Raw genomic sequence first — 16682 nt, 5'->3', positions numbered from 1 at the left:
CGACCCCGATGTGACTTGGCCGTTCGTGGGTACGGCCCGGCTGGGTGCCGCGAACGGTCAACTGACAGACTGCGCGGTATGCGCGTCTACCTGGGTTCCGACCATGCCGGCTACGAGCTGAAGGTGCACCTGACCAACCATCTGGCCAAGCAGGGGTACGAGGTGGTCGACGTCGGGCCACACGGCTACGACGCGGACGACGACTACCCGGCCTTCTGCCTGCACACCGGTGCCCGGGTGGTGGCCGATCCGGGCAGCCTCGGGGTGGTCATCGGTGGTTCGGGCAACGGGGAGCAGATCGCCGCGAACAAGGTCGCCGGGGTCCGGGCTGCGCTCGCCTGGAACGTGACCATCGCTCAGCTCGGTCGGGAGCACAACGACGCGAACGTGGTGGCCGTGGGGGCTCGGCAACACACCCTCGACGAGGCCACCGCGATCGTCGAGGCGTTCCTCGCCACGCCGTTCTCCGGCAACGACCGGCACTCCCGCCGGATCGCGCAGATCGCCGCGTACGAGGACTCCCGCGAACTGCCGCCGCTGCCCTGACCAGGCCGGTCAGTGGCCGGGGCGGCTGAGTTCCTCCCGGGGCACCCAGTTACGGCGTACCACGACCACGCCGGCCTCCGCCTCGGCCAACTGTTCCGGGGTGGGGCGGGCGGCGTCCCGAGCCCGTAGCGCCGCCCCCACACTGAGCTGGGTAGCCCCGGCACCGACCAGTCCCCGCAGGCTACGTTCGCTGTCCCGATCCTCCGCCGCCGCGCCGGAACTCGACCCCCGGCGCGGCCCGGCCGGTGCGGGGGCAGCCGGCCGCGACGCGGATCCCATCCGGGAGGAAGCCGATTCGACCGCGGGGTCGGGGTCGGGGTCGGTCGGTGGAGTGTGTCGTAGTCGGCGGCGGCGCCGCTCAGGGTCGGCCATGGCCCGACCGTACCGGAATCGATCGACGGCCGACCGTACCGGAACCGATCGACGGCCCAGATCGCCTCAGCGGTCTGACCCGGGGCCGGCGGCATCGGTCAATGCTGGTGCGGCGAAAGATTTGCCGGCTGGCTACTCTCGGAACGGGACGGTCGGAAGGTACGGATTCACCGTTCCAGATCGGGGAGGACGAGATGGTGGACCAGACACAGCCATGGGCCGAACGAACCGTTGAGGTTCCGCCTCAGCGCAACGCCGGCTTCCGTCCCGGGGTCGCCTCGGTGGGGCAGCCGGCCGAGCACCGTCGCGAACCATCCACCGAGCCGTTCCCCGTCGTCGGGCACGAGCCGAGCGGCACCGGCTGGCCGGGGGAGGAGGAGCCCCGGCAGCAGCGGATGCCGTTGAGCTACCGCATGCAGCAGTTGCGTCGGGGCGGGGAGTGGAGCGCCTTCGGTGGCCTCTTCGCCTTCGTCTGCTGGGGCATCTGGGCCATCTCGGCGCGCGGTGACCTGACCAGCCCGGTGCTGGCCTTCGTGTTGACGGTCCTGGTGGCGATCGGGCTCTTCACGCTCGCGCGGCTACTGGGCCGGATGGTGTGGGAACGGCAGTTCGGCCGGGTCCGGCGGACCGCCAAGGGGGCCCACCTGGTGGCCGGGGTCTTCCTGTTCGTGGTCGGTGTCGCCTACCTCCGGCAGACCGAGTGGATCATCAGCGCCTGGAACTGGGTGACCGGCAGGTGAGATCGCCGCTGAGCCGGCTCAGCTGACGGGCTGGTGGTGCTCGCCGAGCGGTCCCACCGCCCAGCCGTGCAGGGCACACTCCTCCAGCAGGTACGGAAGTGCGGCGAGGCTGGTCCGCCAGGTTCCGGGCGCGGAGGCGCAGTCGGAGTCGTGTAGCAGGATCGTGCCGCCACCGGCCAGCCGGGTACGCAGGTTGCCGAGCACCGAGTCGACGGTGGCCGTCCGACTCCAGTCCCGGCCCCAACAGGTCCACAGCACCGGGGTCAGCCCCAGCCGGTGTGCCGCCCCCAGGGCCGAGGTGCTGAGCAGCCCGTACGGTGGGCGGAAGAACCGGGGGGTCTGTCCGGTCACCGCCTCGACCAGGTCGCGGGTCCTGGCAAGATCGCGGTACGTCCCGACCGGGCCACGCAGCAGCAGGGTGCGATGCGTCCAGGCGTGTACCCCCACCTCGTGACCGGCGGCGACGAGTTCGCCCCCGAGCTGGGGCGCGCGGGCGAGCATCGAACCCAGCAGGAAGAACGTGGCCCGGACCCGATACCGGGCCAGGGTCTCGATGAACTGCGGGATGGCCTCCGGGTCGGGGCCGTCGTCGAAGGTCAACGCGACCCGGTCCGGGTGGCCGAGGCCACTCAACCCGGGAAACAGGCGCAGCCGCAGACCGGGCAGGGCGGTCAGGATCGGGGTCAGGTGTGCGGCCGCTGCGGCACCCGCCGTCGCCGCGAGCATCGACCTGCCCCGAATCACGCTGGGCAGTTACCCGTTCTGCCCGGGGTTAGACCGGACGGTTCCGGGCGGTTGTCCGTGGGCTCTGCTCAACCACTTGCTCAACCGCTGCTCAACTGCACATGTGGATGCGGATGGTGGTGGCACCCGGGCGGGTGTACATGCGTACCAGGTCACAGAGTTGGTTGACCAGCAGCAGCCCTCGGCCCCCCACCTGCCGGGGCGGTACGGGACGCCGGCCGGCGAGCGGATCGGTGATGTGCCCGGTGTCGGTGAGCTGGCAGATCAGCTGCCCGTCGTGCTGCCACACCGCCAGTGAGCCACCGCCACCGGTGTGTTCGATGGTGTTCGCGGCCAGTTCGCTGACGGCGAGGGTCAGGTCGTCGACCCGGTCCGTCGACAGACCGGCGGCGGTGGCCTGGCCGGCTACGAACCGCCGGATCGCGGCCAGTGCGTCGAGGCCCACGGCCATGGTCGTCGCGTACCCGGGTGGGGCCGGCAGGGGCTGGTTGAACCGGGCAGCGGTGACCAGAGGGTCGGTGTAGTACGGGCTGGGCCGGAGCGCGTCGGCGGTCTGGACGACGGGATGCGTGCGGTACGCGTCGTCCAGCCACTCCTGGGGCAGGCGGCCGGTGTCGTAGGGGCAGAGGATGGTGGCCGGGCGACCGACGAAGGCGGCGTTGATCAACGCCTCGTGCTGGGCGCAGGCGGGATACTCCGCTGCCGTACGGGTCGCCCAGATCGGCTCGCCGATGATTCGTACCGGTTTTCCGGCGTGGGCGGCGGCGAAGTCGAGTAGGACACCGGGGATGATCCGACCCGGGTTGCGGCCAGCCACGCTCATGTCATGCAGTCGGATCCGGGTGCTGTCGGTGCCGAGGGCCGCGCGGATGTGCTCGAGGTTCTCCCCGGGTACGGCGACCAGCACCGGCTCGTCGGCGGTGAGCCCGGCCTGGATGAACGGAATCGTGCCGGCGAGATACTCGTGCTGGTTCGCGTAGAGCAGTGCGGGATGCACGAACTGTCCGCACCTGGGGGCGGTGGAGGAGTTCATGCATCGGCCTCCGCGAAAACGTCATGCGGCGTCGTGTCAGACGGGGGGTTTGGCGAGGTGTCCTACCGGGGCGAGGCCCGGTTGACCTGGGAAGACTACCCCTCTCAGGCGGTGGATGCACTGCGCCGGCTCGACGCGACCGGCAGGGGTGTTGCCCTTCCCGGACCCGGGCTACCCGGCCCGCAGATCCCCGGTCCTCCGGCCAGTCTCGATGACGCCGGACAAAATTCTTCACCCGAGCCTGTAATCCGTGGCGGCCAGATCGACACGTACTCCGCGACAGAGCGATTTGCGGAGGTGCCATGCGCGAACGGGAAGATCGAATAACCGATCTGTTCCATCGACATACCGACGACATCCATGCGTACGAATCGCCTCGGGGACCGTCGAGGAGGCGGCATCCGACCGCCTCGCCGACGAGGTGGCGCTGCGCGACGAGGTGCACCGAGCGCTGGACACGCTCAGCGAGCGGGACCGTGAGGTGCTCGTCACCGCAGCGTGGTTCGACCTGACCCCGGCGCAGGCAGCGCAGGTGCTCGGCATCTCGCGTCTGGCCTACGCGGTACGGCTGCACCGCGCCCGCCATCGGTTTCGCACGGCGTACGAGCGCAGCACCAAGGACGGGAGCGAAGCTCCGGCCTCGCTCCGCGATCGAGTGGCAGTTTGAGGAGTTTCTGATTGATATCGACGAAGTAGTGCGGCGTGCCCGGCCCCACTCGGTCGGATGGGCGCACAGTGAGACCGGACGACAGGTGCTCAACGACGTGATTGCTACCGCATCGGGCGCGGCCGCGTCGGACCGTACCGTGTTGCGCCGTGCGATCGGGGCCCGGCCGGCGCTGCGCTGGTCCTTCCTGGGCACCGGCCTGGTCGGGGCCGCCGCGGCCGTGGTGCTGGCGGTGTCGGTGATCTCCACCCCGCACGGGCCCGAGGGAGGCACGCCCCCACTGGCCGGGGGGCAACCAGGAGCCACCGAGACCAGTATCGGAGGCACGGCGCCGCCGACGGCGCGCGAGATTCTGCTCGCGGCGGCTACCCGGGCAGAGCAGGTGCCCGTGGAGACCGGAAAGTACTGGCACGTCAAGACGGTCAATGCGTACGGGCCGCAGCGGGTAGGGACCGACCGCGACGGATATTTTGTCCTCCGGCGCAGCATCGACGAGAGCTGGGATGCCAGTGACCAGCGGGAAACGAGCTGGTACGGCTACCGGGACCTCGGCGCGCGGCCGCGCAGCGAAGCGGATGAGCGGGCGTGGCGGGCCGCCGGATCTCCGACCCGATGGACGCTCGGCGTGGACGTCCGAACAAGCTGGTCCTGTCGACCAAGCCCGGCAAGGGCACGCTGTTCAAGGAGCCGGAGCACCCCCGATACCTGGAGGACCTCGGGCAGCTTACTCAGGAGCAGGTTCGGCAACTACCGGACGAGCCGGGTGCGTTGCGCGACTGGGTGACCAGCCGGATCCAGACCGAGGGGGGCTACGCGCCGGGCAGCGCCGAGAGCAACCAACAGTTGTTCGGGTACGCCAGCCGGCTCCTGCTGGACACTCCCGCCCCGCCCAAGGTACGCGCCGCGGCCTTCCGGATTTTGGCCGAGATTCCGGGCGTACGGAGCCTGGGCACGGTGACCGACGACCACGGGCGCTCCGGGCAGGGGTTGGAGCTCGTCGACGGCATCGCCACCCACCAGGTGATCATCGATAGCTCGACCCACCTGTTGCTCGCCGACAAGAGCGTCGGGGTGCTTGACGGGAAGGTGATCAAGGAACAGAGCACGCTGGTGCTGGTGGCGCAGTGGTCCGACGCCGCTCCGCAGGTGCCGACCCTGCCGCAGAAGTAGCGACTTCTCACAATCGACATCGATGGTCGGCCGTGCGCTGGGAGCAGGCTCTGGGCGTGCGGCCGGCCAACGTCATGCCCAGGAGGCACAGTGAAACGACTACGGTGGCTGGCAATCCCCGCCTGCCTCGCCGGCATGCAGTGGGCGGCCGAGCAGGGTGCCGACGTGGTGAACATGAGCCTCAGCGGCCCGGACACCGACGGCGTGGACCTGCTCGAAGAGGCGGTCAACCGGCTCAGCGAGCAGCACGGCACGCTCTTCGTGGTGTCCGCCGGCAACAACGGCGAACTCGGCGCGAGCACGGTCGGCTCGCCGTCGACCGCCGAGGCGGCGTTGTCGGTGGCGGCGACCACCCGGGGCGACGAGGTGGCGACCTTCTCGGGCCGCGGTCCACGGCTCGGCGACGGGGGAAGCAAACCGGAGATCAGCGCACCCGGTGTCGGGATCGTGGCGGCCCGGTCCAGCGCCACCCCGCCGGACTGGGTCGACCCGGTCGGTGACCGGTACGCCCGGATGAGCGGTACGTCGATGGCGGCCCCGCACGTCGCCGGCGCGGCAGTGCTGTTGGCCCAGCAGCACCCGGACTGGACCGGCACCCAACTGAAGACGGCGCTGGTGGCCACCGCCACGCAACTGCCCAATGTGGACGCATCCGAGCAGGGGGCGGGCCGGGTCAACCTCGGTACGGCGATCGCCGCGACCGTCGTACCGGACACCGGCAGCGTCAACCTGGGGGCGCAGGACTGGCCGCACGACGACGACGTACCGGTGACCCGGACAGTGACCTACCGCAACAGCGGCACGGCACCGGTGACGCTGGACCTGACCGCCACCCTGACCGGGCCGGACGGGGCACCGGCACCGGCGGCCATGATCGCCGTCAGCCCGGCACAGATCTCCGTACCCGCCGGCGGGACCGCAGCGGTGAACGTCACGGTCGACACCTCGGTGAGCGCGCCGGACGGCCAGTACACCGGACGGATCACCGCCACCCCGGCCGGCGCGGGCACACCTGTCTCGACGCTGCTGTCGGTGCTCCGTGACGTCGAACGTTACGCGCTGACGGTGCAGGTGCTGGACCGGCACGGGGTGACCGCCGCAGACCACGTCAGCAACGTCGCCTCCTGGGCCGACCACTCCACCGTCGCCGACTGGACCCCGGGCGGGCACACCACCCGGCTACCGGCCGGCGACTACACGGTCGGCGCGATGGTCTTCACCGACGCGTACACCGATGCCGAGAGCATCACCCTGTTGGCCCAGCCGAAACTGAGCCTCACCAGGGACACCACCCTGGTGCTCGACGCCCGGGCCGGCCGCCCGATCACACCGCGCCGGCCATCGGCGTCGGCGGCAACCGGGTCGTGGCGGTGACGCATCCGGCCGGTGCCGGCCACGTGTCGCTGCGGGCCACCGCGACCGACAGCCAGGGCGGCACCGTCGAGCAGACGATCATGCGCGCCTACCTGTTGGGCTAGCGACCGTGCGCTGAAGTCTTCGGGTTACGGGTATTGGTGGTGGGGAAGGCGAGACGCCTTTCCCGCCACCAATGTTTTCTGGTGTCCGCAGGTCGTGTTCATAGCGGGTGACCGATGACCAAGGCACGATCGGGGTCATGGATGCGTCGATCTGGCGGATGGCACGGCAGGCATTTCCCGGCCCGGTGGCACTGGCAGCCTGGCTCGCGGTGACCCTGCCCGCCCCGTTGATGTTCTTCGAGGCGACCCACCGGTGGGAAGAGCAGCAGGAGGTGTCGACCGCGCTCTGGTGGACCCTGGGTGCCCTGCCGGTGCTCGCCGCCGTGGTGGCAGCGAGGTGGACCCGAAACACCGGTCAGCGACGCGGCGTCCCTGCCTTCCTGGCCGCCGTCGGCGGGGCAACGCTGATCAGCGCGGCATTCCTGGGTACGTCCATGGCGGTCTATCGCTGGGGCATCCCGCTACAAGGCACCATCGGATGGTGGAGCCTCCTGTTGGGCGGTGTTGCCTTGGCCGCCGGCGGGGCAGCGGTCGGCTATGTGATTGGCGTACGCGGGCCGCAGCGGCGGCACACCCGATTGGCAGACCAGTACGGCTACCTCGTCGGCGGGATCGTCGCCGTGCTGGGTGCCTTCCTCGCGCCCGTAACGGTGCAGTTGGGGGCCGAAGACAGCACGAGCGAATACAACGTGAGTGGCTACGGCGGGGTGGGTCCGTACTCGAGTTCAGCCAGTGCACCGGGGACCGTGACGTTGCCAGCGGCGGGCCGGTACGCAATCCTGGCGGTGGGCTTCTCCCCGCAGGATCCGGACTGTCGAATCACGGGCGCCGGCCTGGCCGATCGGTCGGCCGAGTTGGTGTCGATTCCGCCCAGCGGCTACGGCAGTGACGCCGCCACCTTCAGCTGGGTCGCCTCGTTCGACGTCCCCGCTTCCGGCGTCTACTCGCTGAACTGCCGATCCTCCGAGGAGGAAGCGTCCTATCTGGTGTGGGGCACTCCGGAAATCCGGGGCGCGGTGGGGGAGCTTATCCACTGGCCGGTGGCCACGATCTGGTTGCTCGGTACACTTCCCGGCCTGCTGGTCATCGCGAACACCGTCCGCCGGCGACGGATCAAGCGTCAGAAGGTCCCTGCCCCGAGTGTGCCCTGATTGGCGAGTGGGCTGGACGCGTTCCGCTATCGGCCTCGCCGTCGCAGCCTCGACCACCTCGCTGATCGCAACGCTTGCGTCCGCCGGCGAGTCGGTCAAGAACCCCGACGAAGGTTTGGTTTTCTATTCCACCAATCCCACGTTTGTAGTCGGCAGGCAGGTGGGCAGGCAGGCCGCGCCCGACGGCCTCTGCCACCCGCTGTCGCCCGACGCGCAGTGGTACCTCATCTGGAGCGGCGGTTTCCAGACCATCACCCTGTACGAGGGTTCCGACTGCACCGGTAACGCGATCGCATACCCTCCCTCCCGCAGTTTCCAGCCGGGCTCCTGGGCCTCGTACGCGGGATTTGCTGCTAACGACCAGTCCGACGCCTGCCGCGAGAGGCAAGGACCCAGCGGGTGGCCATGAGAGCCAACGCGGCCAGTAACAGCACAGCACTGATCCACCGGCTCGGAGCGCGCCAAGCGCTGGGCGTGACCTCCGTCAGATTTCCTAGCTCCAGCAGAACGTAGAAGCCCATGCAGGCTGCGCCTGCAGCCCACAGCTGTGGGTGCGGCACGGTCCGCCCGAAAAACCGAACCGTCGACCCGCGGCGGCTCTGGAAGACCATCCAGGCAGCGCATCCGACCAGGGCGACAGCGGTGCCGGCGAGCAGGATGTCCATGGCTGTCGCTTCCACGCCGTAGGTTGTCACGGGCATCACGGTAGCGACCCACACAGCTGCCAGCATCGGTCGTTCCCGCCGTTTTTCACCCTTACTGGCTGCGGCACCTGAGTGACAGTCTGGCCGCCGTGACCGGGGCCAGCATCCGGGATCTGAGGCGCCGGATCGGGCCACGCGAGCATGTGAGTGGCACCGATCCACTGGCGCGCGAACGACTTGGGCGCAACTGCGCTGGCGACGTGCCTGCCCGGATCGGCTAGTGGCACGCGGATGGCCCGCAAGATCAAAGAAGGCTGAAACGAGAGCGGCCCAGGTGCGGCGATTACGTCACTGACCTGGGCCGTTACTGGTGGAGCGGGCGACGAGAATCGAACTCGCACCGTCAGTTTGGAAGATCGTGATCGGCTGACCTGATCTGTCCGAAGTGCCTGCTCGGCGGTGGGGTGGTGGTGACCGGTACTGACCGCTGGTGACCGCTCGCGACACCGGCTTATGGCCCGCTAATGGCCCGGATGGCGGGCGTCGTAGGGCTTCCCGCCCCGGCCTTCGGGCCGGGGCGGCTTGCCTCGCGCTGGGCACCGCGAGCCTCGGCCACGTAATCGGTGGCAAGCCGCGCAGCGGCGCGGCAGTCGATCGCCCAGCCCTCGATGGCGGGTGCCCACCCCCGCGATCGTCACGACAGTCGCGGATGATCGCTGTCGTGGTTCCGACAACCAGTAAATGGCATGGCTCGCCTGACCGTACGCTGCTTCGGCGGGTCTAGGGCGAGCTGTAGATCCGCCGCGAAGGCTACAGAGGTTCGAATCCTCTACCCGCCACCAGGGAACGGCAAGGCCCTTGAACTGCGGAAACGCAAGTTAAGGGCCTTCGTCGTCTCCCACTGCTGTTGACTTTGGTTGGCCCTCGCTGTCCGTCCGATCGGGCATGTAGCGGGCACGATGAGGAGCGGCTCATGTTGCGTCCTGGGGAAGCCGATCCCAACTTCGCCTCGTATGGTGATGTCGCGGCAGAGCGCGCGGAGTGCTGGGACCGCGCCCGTGAAGCGGGGGTGTGGTACCTAGGCTTGGCTGAGCACACCAAGCGAGCGATGCGGGAGTACGAGATCCGCTGCCCGGTGAACGGGTGCAGCTTGGCGGAGGTGGTACGTCTGCCGCTGACTGTGGGTGGTTACCGATACCTCTTTCTCGGCTACAAGCTGAAGTACAAAACCAGTCCTGGGTTCCTCAATTGGGTCTTTTCTGATGACTGGAGTGGCCCGATGGTCTGGTGGCCTGCCGGTTGTCGGCATGGTCAAGCCAAGCTCGAACGAGCTTGGATGCTTGACGTTCTGGCGTTTATCCACGGCTGGCATGGGCCGCTGGAGTCTGTGGAGGAGTTTCGCGCCCACGCCTCCGAGACGGTCAGACGTGGCCTAGCGCGGCGCGTGTTCCATCCTGAGCCGGTGGTGTGGAGACCAAAGCCGAAGCGGGCAGCTGGTAGCATCGAGCCACAAGTTGACAAGAACTCGGCCGCAACCTGACGTGTGTGTGTGACTTCAAGGATTCTCTTAGGTCCCCCGTCGTGGCCACCCGGAGATGGGTACCGGGAAACGAGCCCCGAAGGGTTTGTTTGCCATGCCTGAGTTCTTTCAGATCCTGGTTCCAGCTCTGGTGATCCCCGCCATCACCGCAGCCTTTGGCTACCTCCGTCACCGTGCCTACTTGAAGACTGCGCAGCGAATCTGTGATCACCATGGTCCCGATGCGCTCAAGATCTTCCTCGCCTCATCTGCCATCAGGAGTCAGACCAGTTTGCCGCGCCGGTCTCGCTAGTGGCGGATCTCCTCGTCGGGCAGTAACCGACCGTCCAGCCTCCCGGACCGGGTCCAGGTGGAGCGCCCTACCGGACGTACGACCTGGACCCGGTCCGGGGAGGCTGGTAGCCCTTGCGGTGCCCGGCGAGGTGGTCCGCCCCTGGCTGATCTCTGAGGAGGGCCGGGGTTCGGGGCGGAGCCCCGAGGTCTTCTGGTCTTGTCGTCTCCCAAGCGTGGCCCGGCCGGCCCGGCCGATGCCGGCCGGAGGTCGCCAGCAGGCCGGGGCCGGGCCGGCGCGGCCCGCTTGCGGGCCGCCTTGATCCTAATGAGAGTGTTTCGGCAATCGTTCGCTTGAAGCGGTGTCCTCGGTCGACTGATGCGCAACACTCGTCCGCCAACTGATCTGCCATGCCTCCGCGTGCTCCCAGCGGCAGTAGCGGACGCGCTGCATATCGTCCCCTCGGCGACATGAGTCCGGTGATCGGCTGCTAGATCATCGCAGATATGCTTCCGTCAGCCTAGCTTCCTGAAGAATAGTGACCGAGCTTCTTTGGTAAACTCTACGCGGCGTTGTGCGTAAATTCTGTCGGCCTCCTTGTGGTCATTCTTTGCGGAAAGGAAGCCAAGCGTCGCAATATGCAAGCGATCCGCCTTTTCGGCTACCGAGTCGGGACATATTAGACGAAGGGACTCGATTGCGTGCATTAGGCGTGTTGTGCCTGCGACAACTTCATCCAAGTGTGATTTTTCATCCCGTCCAACGCTAGCCTTCCCCTGTTTTGCAAGGGCGGCATCGATTTCATCGGAACTATGTTCGAAAAGTAGATCGATTGCCTCCTCTAGATCTTCATTGCTCAACTCGGATGAATATTCACCGCCCAGCTGGTGCTCAATCATGTTGCGAACGTGGGCGCGAATCTCTGGCGATTTTCGCAAATTAGACCGACCGGCAGCGGTGGCAACTTCCCTGATTGCGGTATATGTGACATGTTGCAGCTTAATTGATTCGCAGGCTTCTAGAAAACTAGCGCACGCCTTGTGCTGCTCGGCTCTAATCCATTTTCGATATTCTCCGCTACGTGCCAGTATTTGCCCGATTATAATCCCTACAAGAGCGGCCAGAGCGCCGATCAATGCCGTCCACATTGCCCCACCGTAGTCGGTGCTCGCACCTCGCCTGTCATCCTTTCTACCGTCGGCCGCCCTCCTGTGGAGCGACCCGCCAGGGTCGCCTTGAAGACGCCGTATAGCAGCTCGTCATTGATCGGTGGAATCTGTGGTAGCCGCATGATCAAGGCGTTCTATTGCGGCGTAGATGGCTTGTTCGGGTCCGGGGCGGCTGGGTCGCCACTCGGCAAGAATGGGGCGGACGGCGCTGATCAGAGCCGAGACTTCGGCGTGTGTGCGTGGATCGGGTACAGCGTCGAGCGCGTTGATGGCGTTGGCAGTGAGCTGGTAGCGGCGTTGGTTGGTCTCGTTGCCGTGCCAGTTCGGGGAGTCGCGCCATTCCTGTACTCGTTCCCAGACTTCGGCGGCGTTGGCTCGGATGTTGGCTGCGCGCTGCTGAGGTGTGGGTGTGGTGGGGTGGTGTGCGTCGGGGCCGTCGTCCGGGGGCGTGGCTGCGTCGCGCATGTCCGAATGCTACAGACGCACGGTGGTGCGGATGATCATCGCGTGCCGGTCAGCCAGCGCATGTGGCGCTACGGCTGGGTAGGGCTGTCTTTCCATTCGGGGGCGAGGATGGAGTAGAGCAGGGAGTCTCGCCACGCACTGTTGGTGTAGACGTGGTCGCGGAGTCGGCCTTCGTACTGCATGCCGAGTCGTTGGGCGACGGTGATGGAGCCGGTGTTGTCGGGGCCGATGGCGGCGGTGATGCGGTGTAGCCGGAGTTGGTGGAAGCCGTAGTTGATGAGGGTGCGGGCGGCGTCGGTGGCGTAGCCGTGGCCCCAGTGGTCGGCGTGGATGGCGTACCCGAGTTTGGCGGCCTGGTGGCCGGTGAGGCCGATCCGCGCGAAGCCGATCATTCGGTCGTTGTTGTCTGCTACGGCCAGGTAGTACTCGGTGCGTGGGGTGAGCTGTGCCCGGCTGATTGCGCCTTGGATCATGGCGACGGTGGCGGCCTGGTCGCGGCTGTCGAAGGACAGGGACTGGGTGACGCGGTCGTCTCCGACGATCGAGAACGCGTCGGCCGCGTCATCGGGGCGCAGTTCGCGCAAGGTGATGACGCGGCCGGGGATGGTGATCGGGTACATATGGCTGATCGTGCCTTATCGGGGTAGGGCGTTGGCGGGGGTGTGGGTGAAGTGCTCGATTCCATCGATGATTTCGCGGGCGTCGCTGGCGAGTCCGGCGCGGGTGATGGCTTGGTGTACGCGGCGGACGGAGTGAACGATGCCGTTGATGCGCTGGTCGGCGGGCAGGTCGAGCACGGGGGCGATGGCGTCGGCTGCGGCGTCGAGGTCTCGGCCGGCGACTCGGGCGATGGCTAGGTCGGTGTGTGATCCGGCCTGGTCGCCGAAGGCCCATGCGGGGTCGTGGGGGTCGGCGTAGGCGTTGACGGCCCGGGTGGAGTAGTCCTCGGCGGTGGTGGCCTCGTCGGGGAGCCAGGCGAGGGCGTCTGCGGCGTAGTAGAGGGTGCGGGGCTGGTTGAAGGTGCAGATGCCGCCCATTTCGTCCATCTCGTCGGGGCGTACCCGGGACCATGCCTGCTCGGCTTCGGCGATGGCGGCCTTGGCGTGTTCGGCGTTACCGAGGGCGGCGTAGGCGCGGGCGGCGCTGGCGGGTAGCCACACGGCGGTGGTGCCGCCTGCCTGCGCGGCGTGCTCACGACCAGCCTCGGCGTAGCGGACGGCTTCGGCGTACCGACCAGCCCAGTAGGCGACCAGGGATTGCAGGCCGCGCAGCCAGGCTTGCAGGCCGGGGTGTCCAGCTTGTTCGGCGCAGAGTACGGCGGTGCGGGCTTGCAGCATCGCCGAGTGCGGGTCGGCCAGGTCGTGGGAGACCTTGGCGAGTAGGCCGCTGGTGATGCCGGCGAGGAAGTTCAGGTCTCTGGACTGGCTGGGTGGTTGCCGCCGTTCGAGCAGGGTGAACAGGGTGTCTTGGGTTTCGGCGAGGTCGCCGATGATGTGGCTGACCGGGCGTTGCGGGTAGGCCAGGGCGAGGCGCTGTACTTCTTCGGCGAGTTGCCCGATGGCGGCCGGGGTCGTGGCTTCGGCGGCGAGCATGGCGTACTGACGGGCGCGTTGGGCGGCCATGGCGAGGATGTTCCTTTCTGGACCCACGCCGGGCAGGGTGAGGCTGCCGTGCTGCTCGGGCGCGGTGGAGGGGTGGTCAGGAGCCCAGGGACGCTGCAACTCCTCGACTGGTTTACCGAAGAGCGCCACCAGGGCGCGGCGGGTGGCCGGTGTCGACCCGGCCATGTCCCGTTCACCGCGTGCCAGCCGTCCGAGGTGCCGGGCGCTGATCGCGGCCCGTGCGTCCACCTTGGAGAACTCGTCGGCCAGTTCCTCGTATGTGCGGTCGCCCTGCTGAATCAGATGCTCCAACACGGTGCGAGGTTCGCGGCGTTCCCGGGCCATCTTGTCGCCTTCCTGAAGGGCTCACATCCACGCTCGCCTACGACAGGTCCTTCCAGCAATACAGGTCCTCGTGGTGTCCCTGGGATGTCCTCTACGGGTGCCTACGCAGGCCCTCGATGGGTCTCCATGGGTCGATGCACGATCTTCCACGTGAACCGCTCACACAACGTATCGCTTGGTGACTTGAGGTTATCGCGCAACGGCCGGCGCAACGGATGGTCGAGTGCGGCGCAGGTGTCGGCGTCGTACCCGACCGGGACCGGACCGGTGTCGGCAACCCGGTGCGGTCATGGCGTTGCTCGCCTTCGGCCGTCGCGCGTCGAGCCGGTCGCCGGAGCGTCCGTTGCGCCTGGGGGGTGCGGTGCGTGCGAGGGACGGGGCTGGAAGCTGGCCAGCCCCAGGCGCGCGCTTCGGGCACCCGATGACCCGCAGCGGATGCAGAGACGGGTGTGTCCCGACTGCGGTGGCACGGGTGTGAGCGGTTCATGTGCTCCTGGCGCGGGTGAGCCGTCGACCAGGTAAGAGCGGTGCCGGGGTGGGTGCTGGGTAGGTATAAGACCGGTTCGTAATTCTGGAGGGGATTAGAACGAGCCGGCGGCCGATCCCCGCCCACTCCGGCGCCATTCAACAAGGGGGTCAGGCGGATGTCTGCGCCGTTGTCGTCAGGGAATCGCGGGGTCACTCCGGAACCGGGTGACGTGTTCCGCATTGGTGGCGAGGCTTCGCCCCAGTTCCGAGGTAGCCAGGCGTTGACCTTCCGGGTCACGAAGCTGCCGGAGCGGGACACCTACCGGGGCTGGATCTGGTTGATCGGCTACACCCTCGATGACAAGGGCGAAGCGGTGGAGCGTCGTGAGATCTGGGTCCGCATTGCCGGCCTTCGCCTGCTGTCTCGCCGCCCGGTAACCACTGCTCCCGCCGCAGGGCGGCCTATGGGTCCGACGGCTACGGCAACCAACCGGAGAACGGTCACACCAGCCGCTAGACCGACGCGGGGTGCTCGTGTCTGACCGTCGGTTCAAGGCCGGGCCGGTCACTCGGCCAGCGGTAGGGATGGCTCCGGCTGTGGTACGGCTGGCCCGCCTACAGCCAGAGCGGGTCAGAGCGATCCGGTTCCGTCGTACCCGGGTCGGGCGTCGCGGCCTGGTCGAGGAACAGGTCTACGCGTTCGTGCGGCGCGTCGTCGACGAGCTGATAGCCCGGGACGCAGCCGAAGACGGGCTCCGGGAAGAGAACGCGCGGCTAAAGCAGGCGCTACGTGACTGGCAGAGCCGACAGGCTGGATCAAGGCGTCATTAAGCCGACCACTCCTCGGATGGACAGACCTCTAGCAGCGCAGATAGCCTCTTGACAAGCTGAGTTGTCATCTAGGGGATGTGAAACGGATGCCGATCGAGGTCGCGCCACCGAAGTACGTCGTGATTGTCAACGCCGTACAGCAGCGCATCGAAGATGGCACCTATGCGCCCGGGGCGATGCTACCCAGCGAAACGGCGTTGATCAACGAATTCGGCGCGTCTCGCCCGGTCGTGGTCAGGGCCTTGGACCTGTTGCGCCAGGATGGCTGGATCGAGAGCCGCCAGGGCAAGGGCCGATTCGTTCTCGGCCGTCCGGCTCGTGTCTCCCGGCCAACGCGCGAACGCGGGTACACGGTGCTGGACGTGGTGGAGCCGCCGGGCTCTACGGTCCTCTCGGCAGAGGTTATTCCCGCCCCGACTCGGGCCGCGTCGACACTGGGCGTAGACGCCGGTACGCCGTTGGTCGCTCGCCGACTCCTAGTGACGGTCGACGGGCTCGGGCCGGTGGAACTGAGTACGGCATACCTGCCGGTCAACCTCGCCGACGGTACCGACGTGAGCAGTGGGAAGCCGCTTTCGGAAGGGCTGCTGCGGCACCTGACCGCCCGCAAGTCCGTACGGTTCGATCATGTCAGCGAACGTATCTCCGCTCGCCTCCCGGATTCGGATGAAGCGTCCCTGTTGCAGGTCGGCCAGAGCGATCCGATCTTGACTGTGCTCCTGGCGATTTGCGACCGGCGCGGGGTGCCGCTGCTGGCGGTCGATGTCCTGCTCCCGGCCTCCCGCCACGACCTGGAAGACGTCTACCCGCTGGACTGACACTTTCGAGATCGACTCAACCACTTGACAAGTCAAGTGAACGCGAACTACTTTCGAGCCACTTAACAAGTCAACTAGCCGAGTTATTAGGCGGCTGGTTCTGGGTCGAGAGGTGCTGCCGTGGTTCCGCTGACGTTGAAGGTGCCGGTTCCGTTCGACTACGTCTTCCCGGCTGGGGCGCTGTGTCTCGGTGTGGATGCGCAGGTGGACTTCGAGCGGCGTGGTGAGCCGGATAACCAGGCTCGGGACAAGGAGACGGGTGAGCGGGTGTGGGTGGTTCGGGTGTTGGACCTGGACCCGGATGCGGGGAAGTTCGGTCGGTCCACTGAGGTCAAGGTGAAGGTGATCGCGCCGCATCAGCCGGTTCCTCCGGCGTCGGCGGTGCCGGGTTACCCGCCGGCTATCCAGTTCGAGGGTCTGACGCTGACCCCGTACGTCGATTCGCAGCGGTGCAAGTCATCGGGGCAGTGCAAGGCACGCATGGCGTACTCGCTGCGGGCTTCGGCGATCAAGCCGGCCGCTGTCGCTGCCGCTGCTGCCTGATCTGAACAACCGCGCGGGGCGGGCCTTCGTCCGTCCAAAGATCCCGGCCCGTCCCGCGCTTCCCAACCCTTCAACCCCTCAGAAAG

At 67.5% G+C, this 16682-nt stretch carries 18 protein-coding genes and 1 tRNA gene; 12 read left to right on the top strand and 7 right to left on the bottom strand.

Annotated elements, in window-relative coordinates:
• Nucleotides 1-78: 78 nt before the first annotated feature.
• On the top strand, nt 79-546 hold the full coding sequence (locus ACWDV4_RS00170) for a ribose-5-phosphate isomerase (RefSeq protein ID WP_449973591.1): 468 nt from the start codon (nt 79-81) through the stop codon (nt 544-546).
• A 9-nt stretch (nt 547-555) separates the two neighbouring features.
• On the opposite strand, the gene ACWDV4_RS00165 is transcribed toward ACWDV4_RS00170, so the two are convergent.
• Nucleotides 556-918 (bottom strand): hypothetical protein, encoded by a 363-nt coding sequence (locus ACWDV4_RS00165; RefSeq protein WP_449973589.1) that lies wholly within the window; start codon nt 916-918, stop codon nt 556-558.
• 194 nt (nt 919-1112) lie between these two features.
• Between ACWDV4_RS00165 and ACWDV4_RS00160 the strand changes: the two genes are divergently transcribed.
• Nucleotides 1113-1658, top strand: coding sequence for a hypothetical protein (locus ACWDV4_RS00160; RefSeq protein WP_449973587.1), 546 nt, complete (start codon nt 1113-1115; stop codon nt 1656-1658).
• 18 nt (nt 1659-1676) lie between these two features.
• Here ACWDV4_RS00160 and ACWDV4_RS00155 read toward each other — a convergent pair whose 3' ends face one another.
• The gene (locus ACWDV4_RS00155) at nt 1677-2384 is read right to left on the bottom strand and encodes a polysaccharide deacetylase family protein (RefSeq protein WP_449973586.1); all 708 of its coding nucleotides are present in this window, start codon (nt 2382-2384) and stop codon (nt 1677-1679) included.
• Nucleotides 2385-2493: 109 nt separating this feature from the next.
• On the bottom strand, nt 2494-3435 hold the full coding sequence (locus ACWDV4_RS00150; RefSeq protein WP_449973585.1) for an anti-sigma factor RsbA family regulatory protein: 942 nt from the start codon (nt 3433-3435) through the stop codon (nt 2494-2496).
• Between the two features lie 421 nt (nt 3436-3856).
• Between ACWDV4_RS00150 and ACWDV4_RS00145 the strand changes: the two genes are divergently transcribed.
• From ACWDV4_RS00145 to ACWDV4_RS00115, 7 genes are all read left to right on the top strand, one after another.
• Entirely contained in the window at nt 3857-4102 is a 246-nt protein-coding gene (locus ACWDV4_RS00145; RefSeq protein ID WP_449973584.1) for an RNA polymerase sigma factor, read from the top strand.
• A gap of 585 nt (nt 4103-4687) precedes the next feature.
• Entirely contained in the window at nt 4688-5272 is a 585-nt protein-coding gene (locus ACWDV4_RS00140) for a hypothetical protein (RefSeq protein WP_449973583.1), read from the top strand.
• 90 nt (nt 5273-5362) lie between these two features.
• Nucleotides 5363-6646, top strand: a complete 1284-nt coding sequence (locus ACWDV4_RS00135) for a S8 family serine peptidase (protein WP_449973582.1) — start codon at nt 5363-5365, stop codon at nt 6644-6646.
• A gap of 241 nt (nt 6647-6887) precedes the next feature.
• Nucleotides 6888-7901 (top strand): hypothetical protein, encoded by a 1014-nt coding sequence (locus ACWDV4_RS00130; protein WP_449973580.1) that lies wholly within the window; start codon nt 6888-6890, stop codon nt 7899-7901.
• A 7-nt stretch (nt 7902-7908) separates the two neighbouring features.
• Nucleotides 7909-8310: a hypothetical protein gene (locus ACWDV4_RS00125; protein WP_449973578.1), complete on the top strand. Its 402-nt coding sequence runs from the start codon at nt 7909-7911 to the stop codon at nt 8308-8310.
• Between the two features lie 1008 nt (nt 8311-9318).
• Nucleotides 9319-9387: transfer RNA gene (locus tag ACWDV4_RS00120), tRNA-Ser, on the top strand.
• 131 nt (nt 9388-9518) lie between these two features.
• Nucleotides 9519-10085 carry a hypothetical protein gene (locus tag ACWDV4_RS00115; RefSeq protein ID WP_449973577.1) on the top strand — a complete coding sequence of 189 codons (567 nt, stop codon included), beginning with the start codon at nt 9519-9521 and terminating at the stop codon, nt 10083-10085.
• A gap of 786 nt (nt 10086-10871) precedes the next feature.
• On the opposite strand, the gene ACWDV4_RS00110 is transcribed toward ACWDV4_RS00115, so the two are convergent.
• The 4 genes from ACWDV4_RS00110 to ACWDV4_RS00095 all read right to left on the bottom strand — a co-directional run bounded on the left by ACWDV4_RS00110 (nt 10872) and on the right by ACWDV4_RS00095 (nt 13906).
• On the bottom strand, nt 10872-11504 hold the full coding sequence (locus ACWDV4_RS00110) for a hypothetical protein (RefSeq protein WP_449973575.1): 633 nt from the start codon (nt 11502-11504) through the stop codon (nt 10872-10874).
• 111 nt (nt 11505-11615) lie between these two features.
• Complete coding sequence (locus tag ACWDV4_RS00105; RefSeq protein ID WP_449973573.1) at nt 11616-11990, bottom strand: hypothetical protein; 375 nt, start codon at nt 11988-11990, stop codon at nt 11616-11618.
• Between the two features lie 68 nt (nt 11991-12058).
• Nucleotides 12059-12610 carry a GNAT family N-acetyltransferase gene (locus tag ACWDV4_RS00100; RefSeq protein WP_449973572.1) on the bottom strand — a complete coding sequence of 184 codons (552 nt, stop codon included), beginning with the start codon at nt 12608-12610 and terminating at the stop codon, nt 12059-12061.
• A gap of 15 nt (nt 12611-12625) precedes the next feature.
• The gene (locus tag ACWDV4_RS00095; protein WP_449973570.1) at nt 12626-13906 is read right to left on the bottom strand and encodes a hypothetical protein; all 1281 of its coding nucleotides are present in this window, start codon (nt 13904-13906) and stop codon (nt 12626-12628) included.
• Nucleotides 13907-14938: 1032 nt separating this feature from the next.
• Between ACWDV4_RS00095 and ACWDV4_RS00090 the strand changes: the two genes are divergently transcribed.
• The 3 genes from ACWDV4_RS00090 (at nt 14939) to ACWDV4_RS00080 (ending at nt 16596) form a co-directional block, all read left to right on the top strand.
• The gene (locus tag ACWDV4_RS00090) at nt 14939-15235 is read left to right on the top strand and encodes a DivIVA domain-containing protein (RefSeq protein ID WP_449973568.1); all 297 of its coding nucleotides are present in this window, start codon (nt 14939-14941) and stop codon (nt 15233-15235) included.
• An 86-nt stretch (nt 15236-15321) separates the two neighbouring features.
• On the top strand, nt 15322-16053 hold the full coding sequence (locus ACWDV4_RS00085) for a GntR family transcriptional regulator (RefSeq protein ID WP_449973566.1): 732 nt from the start codon (nt 15322-15324) through the stop codon (nt 16051-16053).
• 120 nt (nt 16054-16173) lie between these two features.
• The gene (locus ACWDV4_RS00080; RefSeq protein ID WP_449973565.1) at nt 16174-16596 is read left to right on the top strand and encodes a hypothetical protein; all 423 of its coding nucleotides are present in this window, start codon (nt 16174-16176) and stop codon (nt 16594-16596) included.
• Nucleotides 16597-16682: the final 86 nt, after the last annotated feature.

The organism is Micromonospora sp. NPDC003197, from assembly GCF_053590565.1.
Note: the sequence above shows the minus strand (reverse complement) of the source record. Positions and strands in the feature narration are given on the sequence as shown.